Below are 22,953 nucleotides of genomic sequence, written 5' to 3'. Positions count from 1 at the left end.
TATCATAAGTACTGGTTATTTTATTGTTGATGATATACTATTATAAAGTTGAATAAGATTTTGTGTAACTTTCTAGGTTAATATTGTAATTCTATTAAATGTTAGATGTAATATTGGTTTAAGATATACTTTTTATTAACCAATCGCAAACATCATATGTTTCCATTTTATTTTTGGTTGATGCTTCTTCTATCCATTGTTTACAACATTGTTTGATGCTTTTAGTATTATATGGAGTATTTATTAATTTTTTAGCTAATATTTCTAATAGATCTGGATTTAAACTATCTGTAAAAATATGACTTCTACTTATTATTCCGCGCTCTATATCAAAATGTAATGTTACATTACCCCAGTGAAAACGTGTATCTAATTGATGTGTAAATGCTGGAGCGTTTCCAAAATTCCAATTCCAATCTTGTTGTTTATTGAATTGTTTTTTGAAATCTGGTATATGCATAACATTATTCATAGACAATGTTTCAGGTATTGTGCGTGTTTTATAGTGTTTGAAAAAAGCGTCTATTAATCCTTGACAAATTTTTTGATGGTTAATATCAGGTTGAATTGTATTTAGGTTAGTAATTCTTGATTGTATAGAAGAGATACCTTTAGTTTCTAATTTTTTTAAATCTGGATTAAGATAATAAGTAAGTTTATTAATATCTACATGTAATAATAAAGTACCGTGATGAAATACTCCATTAGATGTTTCACGATAGGCAGAACCACTAATTTTACGTTCTCCGTCTTTTGTAGATATTACGAGATCGTTTCTCCCAGAGATTTTAGCTTGTATGCCAATATTATTTAATCCATCTAACACTATTTTTGTAGATATTTTCTTATCATGGTTTTCTTGAGTTGACATAAAGGTAAAGCAGGTGTTACCTAAATCATGAAATACAGCGCCGCCTCCGCTACTTCTTCTAGCTAATTTAATGCCGTCTCTTTCCATACGGCGAGTATTACATTCTTTCCATGCATTTTGTGCTCGTCCTATAACCACTGTGTTTTGATTTCTCCACAAAAATAGTATAGTTTGATTTTTAGGCATGTTTTGGAATATATATGATTCTAACGATAAATTAAACCATGGATCATATGAATCAGATAGTAATAATCTTAAAGAGTACATTTTTTTCCTTTATTTTAGATATTTAAAACATACTTATTATGTTAGCATGAATATTTATGAAATTTAAGTTTTTTATCTAACGGTATAGATAATGCAGTATTTTATAGATTTGTTTAAATTAATAAATTATGTATGGGTTAAAAGATTTTATATATTAAATTTTTAATTTATTAGTAGATTGGTAAAAATGTTTTAATTAAATTATCGTGTTTAGTGTTCTATTCTATTTAAAGATTTTAATAAAATTTAAATATTAATTGAATTAAATATAATATAGTTTATTTATTTGGGTTTGATTTATCTTTTAAAACTGTAATTTATTAGTGCGTTTATCTTATAGTGCCGTTAAAATGTGTTTGTAAAATTATTGCGCATTTTTTAATTATATCAGAAATTTCTGTTTCTTCTAGAGTATGTGTATTACTTTGTATGGATAATTGCATAGTAATACTTTTGAAACCTTTTGGTATTTTCTGGCCTTTATAGATATCAAATAATTGAATGTCAATAATTTTATCTTTTTTAGAAAGCGATTTGCATGCAGTAATAATAGAATCTATGCAGATATCTTCGGGTATTATTACGGAAATATCACGGTAATTTTTAGGAAATTTAGAAACAGAGATAGTATTATGAACTTCAGAAAATGTACATTGCTTCATCATGTTCCATGATAGTTCAAACATTAATATTTTGGGACGTATGTTTAGTTGCATTTGTATCATAGGATTAATCATTCCAATATAGCCAATACATATATTTTTTACGTAAATAGCAGCGCTCTGTCCAAGTTGTAGAGCAGGATGTGTATATTCCCTAAATTTTACACAATGCATTTTAATAGTGATATTTAATAGTGCTTCTACATCACCTTTTATATCGTAAAAATCTACAGGATATATTCCTAGATCCCAATGTTTATTAAATCTGAGACCAGAGCGTATTCCAGATATCATAAGATTTTGTTCTACTTGTTTATTAGAATGATTTTTGGGAACAAAACATATACCGCTCTCAAAGAGTTTAATTTGTTTGTGCTGTCTATTATAATTATATAATAGCGTTGTTATGAGACCAGTCCATAAAGATAATCTCATAACCGACATTTCTGATGTAATTGGATTTTTTAAAATTAAAGGTGTTTGTTTTGGGTGTAATAGTTTTTGAATTTTAGGATTTATAAAACTGTATGTTATTATTTCTTGATATCCTTTATCGATAAGTAAAGTTTTTGCTCTGGATAATGATATATCGGAGAAGTTATGATGATATTTTTGATTTGTACTGGAGTGATAGTGATAAAATGTTTTTTTAGGAATATTATTATATCCATTAATACGTATTATTTCTGCTATTAAATTTTCTTCTATAGATATATCAAATCGCCAAGTGGGTATTGTTACTGTCCAAGTATCATTTATAAATATAAATTTATAACCAAGTTGCGTTAAAATGTGTGAGATTTTTTGATCAGGTATATGAAATCCAAGTAATTTATCTAATTTTGATCGATTTAATGTAATTTTTATTGTTTTTGGTAAAAAATTATGGTTCGTTATATTTATGATTGGACCGGATTGTCCTCCACAGTTATTTATTAATAAATTTGTAGCTTGATTTAAAGCTTCTTCGGATATTTTTATATCAACTCCTCTTGCGTAACGAAAAGAGTAAGGATCATGTAAATTATATTGTTTAGATTGTCTGGCTATAGTTATAGGATAAAAAAAAGCGGATTGTAAAATAATATTATGTGTTGTAGGTTGAACGCTATATGTATCCGGTATAGCTGCTCCAGCGATTGATAGTGGTTTTTTTTTGTCACAAAACACTATTGTGTTTGGAAAAAGTTTTAATGTTTTGTTGTTTTTATTAGATAACACTAGTTCTTCACCAATTTGAGAAAATCTTATGCAAATTAGTTGACCTTCAAGTTTTTCATAGTCAAATATATAAATGGGTTGACCTAATTCCAGTAATACATAATGGATAGTATCTATAACTATATTAACTGTATTAATATTACATCGTCGTAGTTTTTCTGTTATCCATACAGGTGTTGGGGTATTTATATTAATATTTTTTAGAATTCTTCCGAAGAATTGTGGGCATACCTCTGGTACGTCGATAAATATCGGGATAGTATCACTAATCGTTGGAATAACTGCAGATGTTTTAATTTTTTTTAGTTTAAGTTGATTTATAACTGCTATTTCCCTAGATACGCCAATAACGCTAAGGCAGTCTCCTCGGTTTGGAGTAATGTTAATTTCTAGTGTATTATCATGTAGATTTAAATAATTAAATAAATTTTGACCAATGGGCGCATCGTTCGGTAGTTCTATAATTTCTTCAGTAATATTCGTAATACCTAACTCTGCAAAAGTACATAAAATACCTTCTGATTGTTTTCCTTGTATGGTTATTGGTTTTATGTAGTTACCATTTGGTAATATCACTCCAATTTTAGCTACAGCAACTCGGATGTTTTTTTTGCAATTTTTCTTTTGACAAAAAATATTTAATAGTTTTATATCTCCAATATTTACTGTTGTTATCCATATATTTTGTAAAGCTTCATGGGTTTTACATTCTATAATTTCGCCAATAATTATTTCATAAAATTTGTTAGATACTGGTTGTAATTCAGTAACTTTAAGCCCAGCCATAGTTAGCTGATCCCCTAATTCAGCGCTGTTTACAGGAGGATTAATCCATTGACGTATCCACATTTCACTAAATTTCATTAGATACCTTTATGGGTATTTAAATTGTCTAAGAAATTGTAAATCATTTTTAAAAAAAGTTCTTATATCATTTAAGTGGTATAATAACATGGTTATTCTTTCTACTCCAATGCCAAAAGCTACTCCTGAAAATTGTTTTGTATTAATTCCAACATGATCTAATATATTGGGATGTATTACTCCACATCCTAATATTTCCAACCATTTTTTTTTGTTGTTTTCTAAAATATCAATTTCTGCAGATGGCTCTGTAAAGGGGAAATAAGATGGTCTAAAGCGTAGAATAATATTTTTATTAAAAAAATCATACAGAAAATCATATAATATTTTTTTTAAGTTACTTAAATTTATTTTAGTATCTATTATAAACCCTTCCATTTGATGGAACATAGGCGTATGATGCTGATCATAATCTTTTCGATATACTTTTCCAAAAGAAATAGTTTGTATTGGTGGAGCGTTTTTCATCATAGCGCGTATTTGTACTCCGGATGTATGCGTACGTAATAATTGTGTTTCGTCAAACCAGAAAGTATCATGTTCTTCTCTTGCAGGGTGGTGTTCAGGAATGTTCAATGCATCAAAATTAAAATAGTTTGTTTCAATTTCCGGACCATGTTCTATAGAAAAACCTAATTTTTTGAAAAAAAATTTCATGTGCTCTATAGTATGTGTGATTGGATGAATTTTGCCTGTTTCTGAAAAACGACCCGGTAGAGTAATATCTAATGTATTTAGAGCTAAGGTATTTTTTATATTATTTAATTTTAGGGTATTTTTTTGTTGTGTGTATAATATGTAAATATCTTTTTTAGCTTGATTAATTTTTATTCCCAATTTTATTCGTATTTCTGAGGGAACATGACGTAGAGTTTTTAAATATTGATGTATATGTCCTTTTTTACCCAAAAATTTAACACGTGTCTCTTCTAAAGTAGAGAAATTATTAGATTCTAATATAGATGATTTCGCTTGGATAACCAACTGATCGATTTTTTTTAATAACATAAGCATCCTATAGATTTATATGAATACATATATGTTTATATATAATTGATACAATGCAGTAATCCTGTATTAAATTAGAATTACTGAAATTACATATTTTATTAAATTTTATTTTGTTAATGTAAATTTTTACAGATTACTAAGTATTTTTAAAAAAATTTTTAATGTTTAAAATAATTAATTTTTTAAATTAGTTTTAATTTTTTCTATTAATATAGAAAAGCTTTCTTTATCATGCATGGCTATGTCGGCTAGTATTTTTCTGTTTATGATAATATCAGATTTGTGTAGACCATTTATTACATTATTGTAGGAAATCCCGTAGTTTCGCGATGCTGCATTGATGCGATTAATCCATAATTTACGAAATAAACGCTTTTTTTGTTTTCGATCTCTATAGGAGTATTGACCAGATTTTATGACTGCTTGATAAGCAACTTTATAAGTCCTAGATCTAGCTCCGTAATATCCTGCAGTTTTTTTTAGTATTTTTTTATGCCGGGCGCGTGCTGATACGCTTTTTTTAACACGTGTCATTTTTAATAGTCTTCCTAAATTTGTAAAATTTCCATTTATTTAAAAATATTATATATAAGTATATATTTATAGATATGGTAGTTGTTTTTTTACAGTGGACCAATATATCTTAGAGAGAATAGATTTTTGACGTAAATAACGTTTATTTTTTGTAGATTTTTTAGTTAAAATGTGCCTCATGTAGGCGTGTTTGAATTTAAATTGTCCCGAAGCAGTAATCTTAAAACGTTTTTTAGACGCACGATGTGTTTTAATTTTAGGCATATATATTCTTCTCTTTTGATTGAGTTTTGTATTGTATATAGAGTTATTAAGATAACCATCTATTCTCATAGATGGTTATCTTAGTTTTTTTGGGGCTAAAATCATGGTCATTTGACGGCCTTCAATTTTATTAGAGAAAAATTCTACTATTGTGAGTGCATTGAGCTCGTGACGTATTCGGTATAGTACTTGCGCGCCAATTTGGTGATGTACTAATTCACCTCCTCTGAAACGTAAAGTTATTTTTACTTTATTTCCTGCGGTTAAAAATTTAATCAAGTTACGCAGTTTAATTTGATAATCACCTTCATCAGTATTTGGTCGAAATTTAATTTCTTTTATATGAATTGTTTTTTGTTTTTTCTTTTGTTCTTTTGTAGATTTACTCTTTTCATATAAAAATTTTCCATAATTCATAATCTTGCATACTGGTGGATCAGAATTAGGGCTAATTTCAACTAAATCTAAACCAATTTCTGCGGATTTATTAAGTGCTTCATGTAAACTCACCACTCCGATTTGTTTTCCATCTGCTCCGGTTAATCGGATTTTTTTAGATTTAATTTCGTTATTAATACGATGAGATCGTATTAATTGGTTTTTTTTTCCTAGTTTAATAATATGCTATTCCTCCATTGTATACAAATTATAATTGTTAATTTCACATAGTAATTTTTTAATAAAATTATTTATATCATAATTTTTTATGTTTTTTCCTTTGTAAGTACGTATAGTGATTGTATTTTTTTCCATTTCTGTATTTCCACAGATTAGTATATAAGGAATACGTAACAAGGTATAATACCGAATTTTAAATCCTATTGTTTCGTTTCTCAAGTCTACTTGAGTTCTTATTTTTTTATTTATTAATTTTTTTTCTATTACAGATACATATTGGGTTTGTTTTTTTGTAACATTGATAATAACAACTTGTACTGGAGCTAGCCATGTTGGGAAAAAACCTCCATATTCTTCTATTATTAAACCAATGAATCTTTCCATGGATCCTAATATTGCTCTATGAATCATTATAGGTGCTAATTTGATATTTTCAGAATTTATGTAATGTGTGTGCAATAAATTTGGTAAAGAAAAATCTAACTGTATAGTACCGCATTGCCAAGTTCTATTTAGTGAATCTAATAGAATAAATTCTATTTTAGGGCCATAAAAAGCACCATCGTTCGGTTGGTATTGAAATTTAATATTATTATGTTTTAATGCTTGGTATAAATATTTTTCGGTTTCATCCCAGATAGCATCTGTCCCTATGCGTTTTAATGGACGAGTAGATAATTTAACCAGTACAGTTTTAAAACCAAATATTTTGTATACATTATACATCATTTCAATACAATAGTTTAATTCATCAAATATTTGTGTTTTTGTGCAAAAAATATGTCCGTCATCTTGTGTAAAAGATCGTGTTCTCATGAGTCCATGCAAAGATCCTGATGATTCATTTCTATGACAATCACCAAATTCAGCAATACGATATGGTAAGTCTTTATAAGATTTTATACCGTAATTAAAAATTTGTATGTGTCCTGGACAGTTCATTGGTTTGATGCAAAAGTTTCGGTTTTCCGAATCAGTAGTAAATATATGCTCGTAATAGTTGTCCCAATGACCAGTTTTTTTCCATAGATTTTGATCAATCATCATTGGGCTTTTAACTTCATGGTATTTATATATTTTTAGTTGTGTTCGCATAAATTTTTTTAGTTCTTGAAATAAAATCCACCCATTTGGGTGCCAAAAAATCATGCCTGGAGCATCTATTTGTGTATGGTATAAATTTAATTGTTTCGCTAGGATACGATGGTCATATTTGTTTAAGATTTTCGACGTATTTTTAGGAGTGCTAATTTTTTTTTTCATTCTAGGTGATTTCATAAATACGTTGTAAATTTTTATTTGAATTAAACAATAAAATATTATGTAGTTTATAGTTTTGTAAAGATATGATGTTTATCATGCAGTTCCCGGCATATATTTATGTATTTTTATGATAATGAAATTTATTATCTTTATTGCAGTTAATTTTTTTCATGTATTGTAGATATTTTATATGTTTTATTTAGTAAAACAAGTGTGTTTCTAGTATGTTTACATGTGGTTATTTTTATTATCATAATTTTTATGATTTAGCTATATCTTGTTCTGGGATCATTAGATCATTTGTAATTAAGTTATTATTGAGTCTCGTAGATTAACAGAATTTTTATTTGTTTCAGTAATGAGCATCATTTTAGTTTTTTCATAATTGTTTATTGCATGTTTCAATAAATGTGCATAAAAGGTATTTATTATAATATAATTCAATTTTTTGTTAAAATGATACATTTTAATATATTATCTTCAGTAATTGTATTAATAAACTTAATAAGTTTTTCTGTTATTTTGAGTTATTATACAATGTTTGGATAATTTTAGATTTATATCGTTAAAAATTTCAAAGGGTATTTTATATGATGCTATTAGCATTAGTTTTCATTGTGCAAAATAATAACAAGCATTGATAGTTCCCTATGTTTTAGGGTGCGTATTGTACTTTTATTGATATAAATTATTTAAAATAGGTATAAATTTGAGTGTGATCTTGTTATTGTATTATTTTTAATAATGTGTATATAAAATATGTTTACTAGTTCTTACAACTTAAAGAAATTTCATTGTTTTTTATAGATTAAATGAAACTAGTATAGTCAAAATAATTATATATTTATCACAGATAATATCAGAAAAATTCTATTTTAGAATAATTTTATTATTAATGATATTATATATCAGTGTAATTTTATTACTATTAACATGTCATTTATTTATAGGAGCGCTCACATAAATTATATATTAGTTTTGTAGAACTTTTAATTTTTGACAGATAATATTGTTATATTACATCAAAAATATAAATTGTTATATTGTTTTTTTGAATTAAATTGAATTTGTTTTAAGTATAAAAGTGTATTTTAGATAGTTTTGTATATTTACATATATATTTAATATCATGTATAGTTATATATGTCTTTTTGCATCAAAGTACTTAGTAAGTTTTATGTTTTATTTAAAATCAAAATGTAGTTAATATTATTTTATTTATTAAATATTAATTTTTATATAAAATTTGATTTTTTTAATTTTTTTGATACATACACTATGTACTAATATTATTAGTATTTATCTTTATAACGATTTGATTACTTCATCGATAGTTTTCATTTGTTTTAGGAAAAACTCTAATTTATTTAATGGAAGCGCAGAAAGACCATCACATTTAGCTTGGTATGGATTTGGATGGGATTCTAAAAATAACCCTGCAATACCTATTGCAATACTAGCTCTAGCGAGTTCATAGATTTGTGAGTTCCTCCCTCCAGAGGTTTTACTAAGTGGTTGTCTGTTTTGCAAAGCATGAGTGACATCTACTATCACTGGGCATCCGCCAGAAACTTGATGCATTATTTTCAGACCTAGCATGTCTACTATTAAGTTGTCGTACCCAAAAATAGTGCCTCTTTCACATAAAATTATTTTATTGTTCTTAACTGATCGACATTTATTTACAATATGAGTAATTTGTGTAGGGTTCATATATTGAGGTTTTTTTATATTGATTGCCATACCAGTTTTTGCTGCAGATATAATTAAATCGGTTTGTCTTGCTAGGAATGCCGGTATTTGTAAGACATCTACTATCTTTGAAACATCATTTATTTGATGTATTTCATGTATATCAGTCATAATTTTAACTTTGAAGTTTTTCCGTATTTCATCAAGTAGGCATAAACCTCGTTGCAATCCTGGTCCACGATATGACTCTATTGAAGAGCGATTTGCTTTGTCAAAAGATGCCTTAAAGATATAGGGGATGTTTAGTTTTTGAGTTACGTTAATATAATGTTCACAAACTTGCATTACTATATCTCGTGACTCTAAAACATTCATACCCCCAAATAATACAAATGGTAATGTGTTTGATATTTTTATATCTTTAATATTTACTGTTAAAGTTTTCATGTTTTACACTATAAATTAGTAATATAATATATATTATTAATATAAGTTAATCATTAATAGATGTAAATATTTTGAATATAACTATATAATTTGTTTAAATTTAATATAATTAAATATAATTTTTATTATATATACAAATATATTTTATATAAAAATGTATTTGATATACAACAATTAATATATGAGTCTATATACTTAAATAATAATTTTCTAAATTTTATAATATTTTATTTGATATATGTGGAAAATATATATTTAATATATTATCCATTTACCGCATGTTATACGTTCTTGATGATTGTGATCTCGAATTGTACAGATATTTGTGAATTTAATTTTTTTAAGTAATGTGCGTATATATTCTCCTTGATTCCATCCGTGTTCCATAATTAACCATCCGTTATGGCATAAATGTTGAGTAGAATATTTACTAATAATTGTTAAATCAGATAGTCCTGATTTTTGTGATATCAGTGCTCTCGGGGGCTCAAAGATTAAATCACTATTTTTTAAACATGGATCATTTTTACTAATATAAGGTGGATTACTAATTATAAGATTAAATTTTTTTTTCATTAATTTTTGAAACCAATTTCCATGTAAAAATTTGACATTTTTTAAGTTAAATGATGCTTTATTTTTTTCAGCTAGTTTTAACGCTTGGTTTTGACAATCAATTCCTGTAATATTCCAGGTTGGTTGTTCTGATGCAATAGATAGTGCAATTGTGCCAATTCCAGTCCCTAAGTCTAGGACGTTTAAGTTTACAGTATTATTAAATAAATCTAATGTATGTTGGATTAAGCATTCAGTATCTGGCCTGGGAATAAATGTGCCCCGTGACACTTTAAAATTTAAAGACCAGAATTCTTTATAGCCAATAATATAGGCAATAGGTTCTCTATTTTTTCTGCGAGTAATTAAATGATTTAATTGGATAATATTATTATGTTCTAATAATGTTTCACCAAATGCTAGTAATTGAGCGCGGGATTTTTTAAGAACTTGTTCTAATAGTATTTCTGCGTCTCTTTTAGGTGTATCAGAGTTTTTTAGTTGTGAAGTTGCCCAAGATAACCATTGATTCCATTGCATTATTTTGATTGTAATAATTTATTGAGTTGATCAAATTTATATTTATTAATAATAGGTTTTATTAAAATATCTAAATCTCCGTGCATTATATTATGCAATTTATGGGACGTAAATGAAATTCGGTGATCGGTAACTCGGCCTTGTTGAAAATTATATGTACGAATTCTATCAGATCTGTCTCCAGTTCCTAATAAATTACGTCGGGTATTAGATTCTTCTTTTTGGCGTCTTTTAGTTTCTAATGCGTGTAATCTAGAATTTAATATTGATAACGCTTTAGCTTTATTTTTATGTTGTGATCGTTCGTCTTGGCATTCTACAGTTAAACCGCTGGGTATGTGAATAATGCGAATTGCTGAATCCGTGGTATTCACATGTTGTCCGCCAGCTCCGGATGCACGAAAAGAATCTATTCTTAAATCGTTTGAGTTAATTTTAGGGAAATCAGTATATGGTATTTCAGGAATCACAGCGATTGTGCATGTAGAGGTATGTATTCGACCCTGTGATTCAGTATGAGGTATTCTTTGAACTCTATGACCTCCAGATTCAAATTTTAATTGACTATATGCTCCTTTATTAGGAATTTTAATAATAATTTCTTTATACCCTTCGTATTCACTATCGGCAATGTGGATTATTTCTATATTCCAATGGCGTAATTCTGCATATCGAGTATACATTCGAAATAACTCTGCAGTAAATATTGCTGCTTCTTTTCCACCTGTACCAGCGCGTAATTCTATAAAACAGCCAAGTTTATCATTTTTATCTTCAGGTAATAACAACATGGTTAATTGATTTTCTAGATTAATTTTTTTTGCATTAAATATTTTTAATTCATCTTGCACTAAATCATACATATCTTTTTCTGTTAACATATTTTTAATGTTATTAATTTCTTGTTTTGTATTTAACCAATTTTGGAAACAAGTAACGATTTCAAATAATTGAGTATGTTCTTTATGTAATAGGAGGAATTTTTTTTTGTTATAGAGTATTTTCGGTGTATTAATTAATTTTTTTAAAACGTCAAAGCGTTTTTTTAAAATAATTAGTTTTGTTATAATAATAGGATCCATATGAATATTAAGATTAGATTTATGCGTTAATAAAATATAGTTTTATAAATTTTATATTATATTATGTATATATGTTTATATATATATTGGGAATATTAAGAATAATAATTTTTTATTATATTGGAATATGTTTCTTAACATATGTAAATTTTAAATAAAAACTACAATAATAGAGATATTATATATTAATATTATTATATTAACATTAAATGGTGCTAATTAATAATAATTTTGATTAATAGGTTAAATTAGGTATTTATTATACTAATGAATATTTTTTAAAGATTAACAAAAATTTTATTTAATCAGATTAATATTAGGTACTACTAACATAGTGTATTTATATTACAAAATAATTTTTATTGCATACTGATTCGATTTTTTAGTAAAATCAATCAATATTTTTGTAAATTTGCCATTTTTACATAGTTTTTTATTATTATTTAATTATAATATACAGTATATTATGCTTTATATATAGTATGTGTTTATTTATTATTAGAAATTGTGTTCGTCATAAATTGTGTGATTTACAATTAATATACTTATAGACAATATAAATTAATTGTATTATAAGTTTTTATTAATGATAAAAATTTAATTTTTTAGTTTTTATTATTGAAATAACATTTTATTATTTTTTTAAATTTGTTAAATATATAGATATTAGTATATGCATGTATACAAATTTTAATATCTTATAAAGAAATACATTAATATTTAAATTTACTAAAAGTTAATTTTTTAGTTTTATATTAATGGTATTATTGGGAGACAATAATGAGTGGCTGTTGGCCCGCTCCAGGTAAGCTTAATTTATTTTTGTATGTTACGGGTCGTCGGGATGATAATTATCATTTTTTACAAACTTTTTTTCATTTTATTAATTATGGCGATACTATAGAGATAGCTGTGACAAATAATGGAAAAATTCGATTGTTTACTAAAACCAGCAGTTTATTACATTCAAATAATTTAGTTATGAAAGCAGCTAGATTGTTGCAAAAGTACTGTTGGTCAAATATTAAAAATAGTTTATTCCTTGGGGCAGATATTATTTTAAACAAAGTGTTGCCTATAGGTGCTGGTTTAGGAGGAGGATCTTCTGATGCTGCAACTGTTTTGGTAGTGCTTAATCGCAAGTGGCGTTGTTGTTTAAGTCAGAAGATTTTAATGAAATTAGGTGAGATGTTAGGCGCAGACGTTCCGGTTTTTATATTAGGATATTCATCTATCGCAGAGGGCATTGGAAATATTTTAACACCTGTTTTTTTTATGCCAGAGAAGTGGTACCTTATACTTATACCGCCAGTTATGGTGAGTACTAGTTGGGTGTTTCAGATGTATAAATTAAGAAAATATTGTTATTCTCCACATCGTTCTGTAAGGGAATTGTTATCTTGTTCATTTTATAATGACTTTGAAAACATTGTAAGATCATATTTTCCTGTAATAAATATTTATTTTAAATATCTGTCACAGTATACAACTGCTAGACTTACAGGTACTGGATCTTGTATATTTTCTGAATTTGATACTAAACAATTGGCTAATCTTGTTCAAAGTTACTTACCCACTTGGATGAGTAGTATAGTGACCCGAGGGGCAAATATATCCCCATTATATCAAAAGCTATTATATACATAAGTATGTGTAGATACACCGCGCAGAACAGGGTAGAAATAAGTTTATTATTTATATTTTAGTACGTTAATATTATATTTATAATCTTTTATATAATGAAATTACGAGATAATTTAAATATGAAACTTTTTACTGGAAATGCTATCCCAGAATTAGCTCAACTTATTGCCAATAGATTATATACTAATCTTGGTAAAGCATCTGTAGGTCGTTTCAGTGATGGCGAAGTAAGTGTACAGATTAATGAAAATGTTCGCGGGGGAGATGTGTTTATTATTCAGTCTACTTGCGCTCCTACAAATGATAATTTAATGGAACTTATTGTCATGATAGATGCGTTAAGACGCGCATCAGCTTCTAGGATTACTGCTGTTATTCCTTATTTTGGTTATGCTAGACAAGATCGTAGAGTTAGATCAGCTAGAGTTCCAATTACTTCTAGAGTAGTAGCAAATTTTTTATCTAGCGTAGGAGTAGATCGTATTTTAACGGTAGATTTACATGCTGAACAAATACAAGGGTTTTTTGATGTTCCAGTAGATAATGTTTTTGGAAGCCCGATTTTGTTAGAAGATATGATGCAACAAAGTTTTAATAATCCTATAGTAGTATCTCCAGATATTGGGGGCGTGATACGCGCGCGTGCTATTGCTAAATTACTTGATGATACTGATATGGCTATCATAGATAAACGTAGGTCGCGTGCTAATATTGCGCAAATTATGCATATTATTGGAGATGTACATAATCGTGATTGTATATTAGTAGATGATATGATTGATACTGGTGAAACATTATGTAAAGCTACAGATGTTTTAAAGGAAAAAGGTGCTTGTCGTGTTTTCGCATATATTACTCATCCAATTTTTTCTGGCAATGCGTATGAAAATATCCAAAGTTCTATGATTGATGAGATTGTTGTATGTGATACTATTCCTTTAAAACCAAAAATTCAGTCATTATCTAATGTACGTATATTAACTTTATCTGGTATGTTAGCTGAAACGATTCGTCGTATTAGTAATGAAGAATCAATTTCTGCTATGTTTGCGTACTGAAAATATTTATTTTTTTTAAAATGAATGGTATATAGTTTTCTAATTATTAAAAAGGTATTTTAATTTTTTTATAAAAGTTAGTGTATATGTGTTGATATAATTGTGTTATTAGTGATGTTATGAGGTTTATATATAGAACTGATTAAATTGGTATATTGTAAAATATATGACAATTAAACTTATAGTTGGATTGGGAAATTTTGGATGTAGATATCTGGAGACTAGACATAATTCTGGCGCTAGATATGTTGAGTTTTTAGCAAAAAAATATAAAGTTTCTTTAAATAAAAAAAATATACTTTCTGGATATGTTGGTGTATTAAATTTAGATATTGGTATTGTGTATTTATTAATACCGGCTATGTATATGAACATCAATGGATTGTCTGTATATAGATGTATTAAATTTTATAAATTGTGTGTAGATCAAGTTTTAGTTGCTTATGATGAGCTTGATTTATTACCCGGTGTTGTGCGTGTTAAGTTAGGTAGCAGAGCAAACAGTGATACTCATCATGGGGTAAAAGATTTAGTGTTACGTTTAAATAGGAAATGTAATTTTTATCGCTTGCGTATTGGTATAGGACATCCTGGTAATAAAAATAAAGTATGTGATTTTGTTTTAAATAAACCGAGTATTAATGATCGTATTAGCATTGATAATGCAATTAATAAAGCTATTGCGTGCACTGAAGATATAGTAGCTAGGAATTTTATAAAAGTTATGAATATATTACATCGTTAATGATATAGTATTTAGAATAAAACTAATTGCGCTGTAGTGGATCTAGCACTAGAACTAGATTGTTTATAGTTATTTAATAATATTTTATGCAAATTGATTGTAGTATTATTGGTTTACCTAATACTGGTAAGTCTGCTTTATTTAATATTTTGACTGATGCATCTGTTAGAGTTGCTAATTTTCCTTTTTGTACTATTCAACCTAATGTAGCAGTAATGTATATTCCAGATAATAGAATATACATGTTAGCAGACATTGCGCAATCTCATGAAGTAGTACAGGGCACAGTAAGATTTGTTGATGTTGCTGGTTTAATTAAGGGAGCTGCGCAAGGGATTGGTATGGGTAATAAAATTTTTTCTTGCATTAATACAACGAAGATATTGTTTCATATGATTCGTTGTTTTATTGATAACAAAATTACACATATATTTAATAATATAGATCCCTGCAGGGACATTAATATTGTAAATGATGAACTTATTTTGTTTGATATTTTGCAGTGTGAAAAAATAATATCTACGTTAGAAAAGCAGTCTAAGTCTTTTATTAAAAATAATGATATAAAGTTACAGTTATCAGTATTAAGAAAATGTCTGCATTATTTATATGATGGAATTTTTTTGAGTAATGTACAGTTTGCTGTTTCAGAAAAAATGTATTTTAGAAAAATTAATCTTTTGACTGCAAAACCTACTATTTATATTATTAACACTCCTCATGATATTACTACTGGATTGAATAATATTTATTTGGATAAGCTATATAGATTTTTATCTGCTAAAAACTCTTCATTTATTTTATGCAATTTTTTGTCTCTTTTTTTAGACAGTAAAAATAATATTTTATTTAATAAAAATAAATTGATTTTATATAAAAATAATTTTTTACATGAAATTACAAGTAAGATATTTTCTGTGCTAGATTTGTGTGTTTTTTTTACTGTAAATGCAAACATGGCGCGTGCTTGGGTATGTAAATCGGGAATTACTGCTTTGGAGGCTTCTCAGAAGGTTCACAGTGATTTTAGTGATGGTTTTATTAAAGTACAAGTGATAAAATATAATGATTTTATTAAGTATAAGGGAGAATCAGGATCAAAGAAATTCGGTAAAATATTTTATGAAGGCAAAAATTACTGTATCCGAGACGGAGATGTCTTAAAGTTTCTGTTTAACAGAAGAAGTAGAAAAAAATAATATTATATGCTGTAGTAAACAACACACACCTAGATATTTAACATGAAATAATTTTTAAAAATATTTAGGTGTGATTTGTTGAAATAAATTTTATATATTTTAACGGCGATTTCCAAAAATACGAATCATCATTAAAAATAAATTAACAAAATCTAAGTATAAGGTTAACGCTCCTATAATGGATAATTTTCTAAATTGATCAGAATTATCTATAGATACAGATAATCCGATAGATTTTAGTTTTTGAATATCATAGGCTGTGAGTCCTACAAATATTATAACTCCAATATATGTAATTAACCACATTAATGTTGTATTTTTTAACCACAAATTTATTAATGACGCCAATACTATACCTATTAATCCCATGAACAACAAGTTACCAAAACTGCTTAAATCGCGTTTGGTAGTGTATCCGTATAATGTCATTGCGCCAAACATACCAGATGTTACTAAAAACGCACTAGCTATAGAAGAGGTCGTGTATAGTATAAATATGCTAGATAAGGTTAAACCTGTTAGCATGGAATATAACATAAACAATGTAGTTGCGAGAGAACCACTGAGTCTTGTTACCATTCCAGAAAGAATAAATACTAATGCTAACTGGCTAATAATAAGCCCAAAAAATATTATCTGATTAGAAAATATTAATTGCAATATTACTGGGTTTTGGGCAGCAAACCATGCGACAAATGCAGTTAATAATAATCCGCATGACATCCAGCCAAAGACTTGGAGTATGTATGTTTGTATTGTGTTACTAGTTTGTTCTGATACAGTATTTTGAAAGCGGGGAAACCGATTCATAAATTTCACCTTAACAAATAATTGACATATAACTTTTCGTGCATTATATAGTAAGCAATAAATATGAGCAACAAAATGTTGTATTTGGTGTTAAAAATGTACGTATAACTATTTTATGATTGTTTATGTGATTTAAAGTGCAGCAAGTTAGTTGATATTAATCATTGATTATTAGTGGTATACTAAGTGATTTAATTTGGTTCGTTATATAAGTAGTAGTGTTGAACCAAATTTGTATTTTTATCAAATTCATATATTAAAGGAATTCCTGTTGGTATATTAACTTGAAAAATTTCTGATTCATTCATATTGCTTAAAAGCTTTATTAAAGCGCGTATGGAATTTCCATGTGCTACTATGATGGTATTTTTTTTATTTTTAATATTTGGTAGTATGGATAAATTCCAATAGGGTAGTATTCTGTTTAAAGTCATTGCTAAACTCTCACTATTAGGTAGTTCTTCAGGTGTTAGGTTATTGTAGCGTTTATCATTTGTTGCTATAAATTGAGAATTTTCATGATGACAGATTTTGGGTGGTATTGCGTTAAAGCTTCGTCGCCATTGTTGCACAGTATTGTAACCATATTTTTGAATTATTTGGTCTTTATTAAGACCTTGTAAAGCTCCGTAATGACGTTCGTTTAATCTCCAAGATTTTTCGATGGGTAACCATACTTGGTTTATTTGTTCTAGTATTAACCATAATGTATGAATTGCTCTTTTTAAGACCGATGTATATCCATGTTCAAAAAATAAACCATTTTTTTTTAATATTTTTCCAGCTAATATTGCTTCGGTATGTCCTTTTTCGGATAAATCTATGTCAACCCATCCGGTAAATCGATTTTCTTTATTCCATTGACTTTCTCCATGTCTTATTAAACTTAGTTTAGTCGTAGTCATAATTGCCTCATGTGTTATGTAAATATTTAAGAATATATTATATAAATCTTTATATTAATTTTAAATAGTATTCAATATATGAATTAAGTAATTTTATTTTTAAAAAATTGGTATAAAATGCAGATTCATGTTTTTGTATAAATTATATTTATCTATTTATATTGTTATGTTATTACTTTAAATTTATAAAAATATCTTATTGAGATATAGAATTTTAAATGAATGCATATTATGCGAATATAGTATTTATATAAAATAATTTTATATGTATTTGGAAATTTATGATGCAAATTGTTTATGTAGCTAGTCCTGATAGTTGTCAAATTTATGTTTGGAAATTGGACAGTATTAACGGTTTTTTACAATTAGTTCAAGTAGTGAATACTCCAGGACAAGTCTATCCTATGGTTGTAAATTCAAACAAAAAATTTTTATATGTTGGGATACGACCAGATTTTGGAATCATCACTTATACTATAAGTTCGGAGGGATTTTTAATAATTAATAGCAGTATAAAATTATCTGGTAGTCCAACCCACTTAATGAGCAATATAAATGGTACGTTTTTATACTGCACCTCTTACAAAAGAGGTGCAGTATATGTAATACCTATTAATAAATTTGGTGTATTGGATTGTGCTGTACAAATTATTCCGGATTTGTCGGGTTGTCATTCTGCTAATATAGATAATCATGGTGTATTGCTTTGGGTGCCCTGTTTGCAAGAGCATGTGATTAAATTATTTAAGATAGATATATGTGGGAAATTAACGCCCTGGACTCCAGGTTGTATTAAATCTAGTGTGATTGGATCGGGTCCGCGTCATATGGTTTTCCATAAGACTGGAGATTATGCATATGTGATTAATGAATTATTGGGTACTATAGATATTATTAAATATGATGATTATTGTAGTATTCCTAATATTATTCAAACAATAAGTTTGATACCAAAAAATTTTATTAGTAAGCAGCAATTTTGGTCTTCTGATATACATATGACTTCTAATGGTCGTTGGTTATATTGTTCTGATAGAGTTACTAATATTATTAGTTTTTTCAAGATAATACAGCGTACAAAAAAATTAAAATTTGTTGGGTATCAAATTACTGAAACGCAACCCAGAGGATTCACGATTGATGATACTGGGAACTTTCTGATTGTTGCAGGTCAAAAATCAAATTATATATCTGTATATCGTATTAATTTAATTAGTGGTAGATTGCATTTTTTATCTCGTCATTTTTCAGGTCTTGGTCCTGTATGGATTAGTACAGTGACATTGTTGGATGGATGATATATAAGTTTTAATCGATATGTTCTGATATAGCACAAAATTTGTAAGGGTTTGTTTATAATGTATATTAGGGTAATTAATTTTAAATAAAAATTTGTTATGTTTATTCTAAAATATTTTAGAATACTAAAAATGTATCGTAAAAATTACGTTTTACTGGAAAACATTTTATGTAAAACTATTTAGTAGTATTGTATGCATTCATAGTGAATAGTATGAATTTTAGTTAGATAATAATTTTTATCATATACAGTAAGAAATCATAGAAAATTGCGGTGTTTAAAATAGAAAATTAAATGATATAATGCAAATAAATAATATCGAGTGTGGTTATTAGTTTAAATAAGTAATATTTTAATATTATTAAATAATATAATTTAAATATTTTTTATTAAAATATTTAAATTATAAATTTTTTTGTTTTATTTAATTAAATATTAATATTTAATATGTTGTTTAGTTTTACCATGTCGGATTAGACTATACTGAATTTTGTATAGTTAGTTTAAATTTATTTAATATGTTATGTACGGATTCACTTAGTTATTCTATTATTAATAGAAAGAATAATTTTTAAAATTCTTTACTTATTATTTTAAGCTGTATAAAAGCTTTTTAGCTTGTTTAGCAGATTCACTATTTGGATAAAGTGTTATTACTTGTTGATATATTTTTTTAGCCATGTCTACTTTTTTTTCTTGCACTAAAAAACCAATTTTCAACAATGCATTTGCTGCTTTTGAGGATTTAGGATAATTTTTAACAACTAATGCGAAATGATGGGATGCATTATCTTTTTGTCCTTTTTGATAGTATAATTGTCCTAGCCAATAATGTGCATTAGCTTGATATATTGATTTTGGATAATTTTTTACAAAATTATGAAACAATTGTATTGCTTGGTCATATTGTTTATTTTTTAATACCAAATTTACTGCATCTTTATAAGATTGTTGTTCTGCATCAATACCTGTGTATTTTTTAGTATGTTGATGTGTTTGTTGGTTTTGTAATTGTGTATTTGGTACATCATCAGAATTATTTTCATTACGATATTGTAAGTTTAAATTTTTTGATTTTAAAAAATTATTTATTTGGTGATGCATGGATTCTTGTTGAGTGATAATGTTTGATATATTATATTGAATATCTTGAATATTTCCTCGTAAAATATCAATATCGTGTTGATTTTCGGTTAATTGCTTTTGTATTTGAATTAAATATTGACTATGAGCATTGGATATTTGTTGTAATTGAGTAATATTTTTATTTTTTTCATTTATTTTTTTGTGTAAATCTTGTGAATATATTATATTACTTTCAAAAAACGTAAGAAATATAAATAATATGATAGTTATCATATTATTAAATTTTGATAGAAAAATCATTTTTTTACACATAAATCATGGTGTTTTATTGTATATTAAAACGGCACGTCTGTTTTTAGAATACGCTGTTTCATTATGACCGTGCATTGCAGGTTTTTCTCTGCCATAAGAGACAGTAGAAATTTGTTCATGTAGCACCCCTTGGCTTTGAAGGTATAATTTTACAGCATTAGCTCGTCGTTCACCTAACGCAATATTATATTCTGCAGTGCCTCGTTCATCAGTATGTCCTTCTATTCGTATAGAATTTGAAGGATGATTTCTTAAAAAATCAGCATGATTATTTAATATATTAAAGAATTGGTGTGTAATATCATATTGATTCAAATCAAAATAAATAGTATTGTTAACTTTTAATTCTTGTATGTTTAATTTTTTGTGAATTATTTGAGTATTCTGTCTATTTAATTTCTGTAGATAATTTGTGTCATTATCATAATCAATATAATTAGTATTATTTTTTTTATTTAATGTTGTAGTGCAAGCGCTAGTTATTGCACTGATAATAATCATTAATGTTAGTTTTTTATAAAGTATATTTATGTGCATATAGGTTATTTATTTTATTAATTTTATGAGATTTATATTTAATTTTTTCAATAAAACTTTATTGCGAATGAAAATATGCTGATGACCAAGTAGGAAATCTTAAGTCATTTTTGTTTCCTGTAATATGAGCTCTAAATTTACCATCAATAGATATCAATTCTAAACTAGATGTAGAAGTTGTTACATTATTTGTTATATTAGTGTTGGTATCGCTATATAATACCATTGTATTATTAGGTGCTATGCTAGGAGAATTAGCTAGTACAGTATCTGTTAATATATATTCCTGATTATTTGTTAAGTTTATTTTAGCTATATTTTGTTTTCCTTGGTGTCTATTAACCATCATTATAAATTTTCCGTCTGAACTTACAGCTGGATTTTGGTTACTAGTATGTGACCAAGATATTCGTGTGCTATTATAGGTGTCAATATTAATTTTATAAATTTGTGGTTTTCCGCTTTGATCGGAAGTATAGGCTATATTTTTATTGTCCGGAAACCAACTGGGTTCAGTATTGTTATTTCTATTATTAGTTAATTGTTTAATCTCTCCAGAATCTAAATCCATAATATATAAATTTAAACTACCAGTTTTTGATAAAGCAAATGCTAATTTTTTAGAGTTTGGAGAAAACGCAGGAGCTCCATTATGCTGTGGGAAATTAATAACATTGTTAATTGTGCCTGTACTTAGTGTTTGTATTACAAGTTTTGAGTGACCTGAATCGAAGGTAACATAGGCGATTTTATTACCATCTGGAGTCCATGCCGGAGACATTAATGGTTCATGGGTCTTACATATTGATATTTGGTTATGTCCATCATAGTCAGCAATGCATAGTTCGAAAGGGTATTTATCATGATCAGTGTGTAATACGTACGCAATACGTGTACAAAATATTCCTTTTATACCAGTTATTTTTTCAAAAATTTCATTACTGATAGTATGAGCTATATAACGAAGCCATTTTTTTTCTATTGAAAATTGATTTTCAGTTATTACTAATGCTGGATTTTTAGAAGTATCTATTAGGTTATAAGATATAATATAACTTTCATCATAGTTTTCTTGTATTGTCCCAATTACAATTATATTAATACCCAGTTTTTCCCAAAACATTGGGATAACATCTGATATGTTATCGGGTTGATGGGGTAAATGTTCTACAGGTATTGTATTAAATTTACTGCTATTACGTAAATCATTAGCTATTATTGATGCTATGTCTTCAGTAGGCTGAAATATATCATATTGATTATTATTGATATATTTAAAAGGTATTATAGCAATAGGATATGCTGTATTTATACCTTGAGTAATTTTAATTTGCATATCTGCTAGTAATATAGATGTCCATACAAGTATAATGGAAGAATATATTAACATCGATAATGAGGACAGCATAGCTTTAACAAATTCTCCTAAATGTTAACAGTGTATTTTTAAGTACTACCAAAGTATA

The 22,953-nt window shown here is 26.9% G+C and carries 20 protein-coding genes; 5 read left to right on the top strand and 15 right to left on the bottom strand.

The annotated features are described in order from the left end of the window. Positions 1-118: 118 nt before the first annotated feature. The 10 genes from M9405_RS01710 to prfA all read right to left on the bottom strand — a co-directional run bounded on the left by M9405_RS01710 (position 119) and on the right by prfA (position 11,891). Complete coding sequence (locus M9405_RS01710) at positions 119-1,138, bottom strand: lipoate--protein ligase (protein WP_250222986.1); 1,020 nt, start codon at positions 1,136-1,138, stop codon at positions 119-121. A gap of 329 nt (positions 1,139-1,467) precedes the next feature. After that, positions 1,468-3,885 carry a phenylalanine--tRNA ligase subunit beta gene (gene pheT, locus M9405_RS01705; protein ID WP_250222985.1) on the bottom strand — a complete coding sequence of 806 codons (2,418 nt, stop codon included), beginning with the start codon at positions 3,883-3,885 and terminating at the stop codon, positions 1,468-1,470. Positions 3,886-3,894: 9 nt separating this feature from the next. Then, positions 3,895-4,893 carry a phenylalanine--tRNA ligase subunit alpha gene (gene pheS, locus M9405_RS01700; RefSeq protein ID WP_250222984.1) on the bottom strand — a complete coding sequence of 333 codons (999 nt, stop codon included), beginning with the start codon at positions 4,891-4,893 and terminating at the stop codon, positions 3,895-3,897. 177 nt (positions 4,894-5,070) lie between these two features. Then, positions 5,071-5,430 (bottom strand): 50S ribosomal protein L20, encoded by a 360-nt coding sequence (gene rplT / locus M9405_RS01695; protein WP_250222983.1) that lies wholly within the window; start codon positions 5,428-5,430, stop codon positions 5,071-5,073. Positions 5,431-5,496: 66 nt separating this feature from the next. Beyond that, positions 5,497-5,694: a 50S ribosomal protein L35 gene (rpmI, locus tag M9405_RS01690; RefSeq protein WP_250222981.1), complete on the bottom strand. Its 198-nt coding sequence runs from the start codon at positions 5,692-5,694 to the stop codon at positions 5,497-5,499. A gap of 75 nt (positions 5,695-5,769) precedes the next feature. Beyond that, positions 5,770-6,312: a translation initiation factor IF-3 gene (gene infC, locus M9405_RS01685; RefSeq protein WP_250223551.1), complete on the bottom strand. Its 543-nt coding sequence runs from the start codon at positions 6,310-6,312 to the stop codon at positions 5,770-5,772. Positions 6,313-6,318: 6 nt separating this feature from the next. Further along, positions 6,319-7,590, bottom strand: coding sequence for a threonine--tRNA ligase (gene thrS / locus M9405_RS01680; RefSeq protein ID WP_250222980.1), 1,272 nt, complete (start codon positions 7,588-7,590; stop codon positions 6,319-6,321). Between the two features lie 1,290 nt (positions 7,591-8,880). Beyond that, positions 8,881-9,714 (bottom strand): 3-deoxy-8-phosphooctulonate synthase, encoded by an 834-nt coding sequence (gene kdsA, locus M9405_RS01675; protein ID WP_250222978.1) that lies wholly within the window; start codon positions 9,712-9,714, stop codon positions 8,881-8,883. 255 nt (positions 9,715-9,969) lie between these two features. Continuing rightward, complete coding sequence (gene prmC / locus M9405_RS01670) at positions 9,970-10,809, bottom strand: peptide chain release factor N(5)-glutamine methyltransferase (RefSeq protein WP_250222977.1); 840 nt, start codon at positions 10,807-10,809, stop codon at positions 9,970-9,972. Beyond that, complete coding sequence (gene prfA / locus M9405_RS01665; protein ID WP_250222976.1) at positions 10,809-11,891, bottom strand: peptide chain release factor 1; 1,083 nt, start codon at positions 11,889-11,891, stop codon at positions 10,809-10,811. The genes prmC and prfA overlap by 1 nt, the downstream gene beginning before the upstream one ends. Positions 11,892-12,671: 780 nt before the next feature. Between prfA and ispE the strand changes: the two genes are divergently transcribed. The 4 genes from ispE to ychF all read left to right on the top strand — a co-directional run bounded on the left by ispE (position 12,672) and on the right by ychF (position 16,537). After that, positions 12,672-13,538: a 4-(cytidine 5'-diphospho)-2-C-methyl-D-erythritol kinase gene (gene ispE, locus M9405_RS01660; RefSeq protein ID WP_250222975.1), complete on the top strand. Its 867-nt coding sequence runs from the start codon at positions 12,672-12,674 to the stop codon at positions 13,536-13,538. A 92-nt stretch (positions 13,539-13,630) separates the two neighbouring features. Continuing rightward, a complete protein-coding gene (locus tag M9405_RS01655) occupies positions 13,631-14,593 on the top strand; it encodes a ribose-phosphate pyrophosphokinase (RefSeq protein ID WP_250222973.1) in 963 nt (320 codons plus the stop codon). A gap of 166 nt (positions 14,594-14,759) precedes the next feature. Next, complete coding sequence (pth, locus tag M9405_RS01650) at positions 14,760-15,338, top strand: aminoacyl-tRNA hydrolase (protein ID WP_250223536.1); 579 nt, start codon at positions 14,760-14,762, stop codon at positions 15,336-15,338. An 86-nt stretch (positions 15,339-15,424) separates the two neighbouring features. Beyond that, positions 15,425-16,537 (top strand): redox-regulated ATPase YchF, encoded by a 1,113-nt coding sequence (gene ychF / locus M9405_RS01645; protein WP_250223535.1) that lies wholly within the window; start codon positions 15,425-15,427, stop codon positions 16,535-16,537. Positions 16,538-16,636: 99 nt separating this feature from the next. Here ychF and M9405_RS01640 read toward each other — a convergent pair whose 3' ends face one another. Further along, complete coding sequence (locus M9405_RS01640; protein ID WP_250223534.1) at positions 16,637-17,347, bottom strand: Bax inhibitor-1/YccA family protein; 711 nt, start codon at positions 17,345-17,347, stop codon at positions 16,637-16,639. Positions 17,348-17,538: 191 nt separating this feature from the next. Next, positions 17,539-18,252 carry a 2,3-diphosphoglycerate-dependent phosphoglycerate mutase gene (gpmA, locus tag M9405_RS01635; RefSeq protein ID WP_250223533.1) on the bottom strand — a complete coding sequence of 238 codons (714 nt, stop codon included), beginning with the start codon at positions 18,250-18,252 and terminating at the stop codon, positions 17,539-17,541. A 281-nt stretch (positions 18,253-18,533) separates the two neighbouring features. On the opposite strand from gpmA, the gene pgl reads away from it, so the two are divergent. After that, on the top strand, positions 18,534-19,550 hold the full coding sequence (pgl, locus tag M9405_RS01630) for a 6-phosphogluconolactonase (protein WP_250223532.1): 1,017 nt from the start codon (positions 18,534-18,536) through the stop codon (positions 19,548-19,550). Positions 19,551-20,140: 590 nt separating this feature from the next. Here the strand turns inward: pgl and ybgF are convergent. From ybgF to tolB, 3 genes are all read right to left on the bottom strand, one after another. Then, the gene (gene ybgF / locus M9405_RS01625) at positions 20,141-20,911 is read right to left on the bottom strand and encodes a tol-pal system protein YbgF (protein ID WP_250223531.1); all 771 of its coding nucleotides are present in this window, start codon (positions 20,909-20,911) and stop codon (positions 20,141-20,143) included. A gap of 42 nt (positions 20,912-20,953) precedes the next feature. Beyond that, positions 20,954-21,451 (bottom strand): peptidoglycan-associated lipoprotein Pal, encoded by a 498-nt coding sequence (gene pal / locus M9405_RS01620; RefSeq protein WP_250223530.1) that lies wholly within the window; start codon positions 21,449-21,451, stop codon positions 20,954-20,956. A 94-nt stretch (positions 21,452-21,545) separates the two neighbouring features. Beyond that, a complete protein-coding gene (gene tolB, locus M9405_RS01615) occupies positions 21,546-22,877 on the bottom strand; it encodes a Tol-Pal system beta propeller repeat protein TolB (RefSeq protein ID WP_423775047.1) in 1,332 nt (443 codons plus the stop codon). Positions 22,878-22,953 lie beyond the last annotated feature (76 nt).

Origin of the sequence: Candidatus Blochmannia ocreatus, from assembly GCF_023585745.1 — a bacterium.
Taxonomy (GTDB): domain Bacteria; phylum Pseudomonadota; class Gammaproteobacteria; order Enterobacterales; family Enterobacteriaceae; genus Blochmanniella; species Blochmanniella ocreatus.
This window is presented reverse-complemented; position numbering and strand designations above follow the sequence as displayed.

Excerpts from the sequence above, each read along its gene's own strand:
- M9405_RS01710 (WP_250222986.1), bottom strand. The coding sequence starts at position 1,138 with ATGTACTCTTTAAGATTATTACTATCTGATTCATATGATCCATGGTTT.
- pheT (WP_250222985.1), bottom strand. The coding sequence starts at position 3,885 with ATGAAATTTAGTGAAATGTGGATACGTCAATGGATTAATCCTCCTGTA.
- pheS (WP_250222984.1), bottom strand. The coding sequence starts at position 4,893 with ATGTTATTAAAAAAAATCGATCAGTTGGTTATCCAAGCGAAATCATCT.
- rplT (WP_250222983.1), bottom strand. The coding sequence starts at position 5,430 with ATGACACGTGTTAAAAAAAGCGTATCAGCACGCGCCCGGCATAAAAAA.
- rpmI (WP_250222981.1), bottom strand. The coding sequence starts at position 5,694 with ATGCCTAAAATTAAAACACATCGTGCGTCTAAAAAACGTTTTAAGATT.
- thrS (WP_250222980.1), bottom strand. The coding sequence starts at position 7,590 with ATGAAATCACCTAGAATGAAAAAAAAAATTAGCACTCCTAAAAATACG.
- kdsA (WP_250222978.1), bottom strand. The coding sequence starts at position 9,714 with ATGAAAACTTTAACAGTAAATATTAAAGATATAAAAATATCAAACACA.
- prmC (WP_250222977.1), bottom strand. The coding sequence starts at position 10,809 with ATGCAATGGAATCAATGGTTATCTTGGGCAACTTCACAACTAAAAAAC.
- prfA (WP_250222976.1), bottom strand. The coding sequence starts at position 11,891 with ATGGATCCTATTATTATAACAAAACTAATTATTTTAAAAAAACGCTTT.
- ispE (WP_250222975.1), top strand. The coding sequence starts at position 12,672 with ATGAGTGGCTGTTGGCCCGCTCCAGGTAAGCTTAATTTATTTTTGTAT.
- M9405_RS01655 (WP_250222973.1), top strand. The coding sequence starts at position 13,631 with ATGAAATTACGAGATAATTTAAATATGAAACTTTTTACTGGAAATGCT.
- pth (WP_250223536.1), top strand. The coding sequence starts at position 14,760 with ATGACAATTAAACTTATAGTTGGATTGGGAAATTTTGGATGTAGATAT.
- ychF (WP_250223535.1), top strand. The coding sequence starts at position 15,425 with ATGCAAATTGATTGTAGTATTATTGGTTTACCTAATACTGGTAAGTCT.
- M9405_RS01640 (WP_250223534.1), bottom strand. The coding sequence starts at position 17,347 with ATGAATCGGTTTCCCCGCTTTCAAAATACTGTATCAGAACAAACTAGT.
- gpmA (WP_250223533.1), bottom strand. The coding sequence starts at position 18,252 with ATGACTACGACTAAACTAAGTTTAATAAGACATGGAGAAAGTCAATGG.
- pgl (WP_250223532.1), top strand. The coding sequence starts at position 18,534 with ATGATGCAAATTGTTTATGTAGCTAGTCCTGATAGTTGTCAAATTTAT.
- ybgF (WP_250223531.1), bottom strand. The coding sequence starts at position 20,911 with ATGATAACTATCATATTATTTATATTTCTTACGTTTTTTGAAAGTAAT.
- pal (WP_250223530.1), bottom strand. The coding sequence starts at position 21,451 with ATGATTATTATCAGTGCAATAACTAGCGCTTGCACTACAACATTAAAT.
- tolB (WP_423775047.1), bottom strand. The coding sequence starts at position 22,877 with ATGTTAATATATTCTTCCATTATACTTGTATGGACATCTATATTACTA.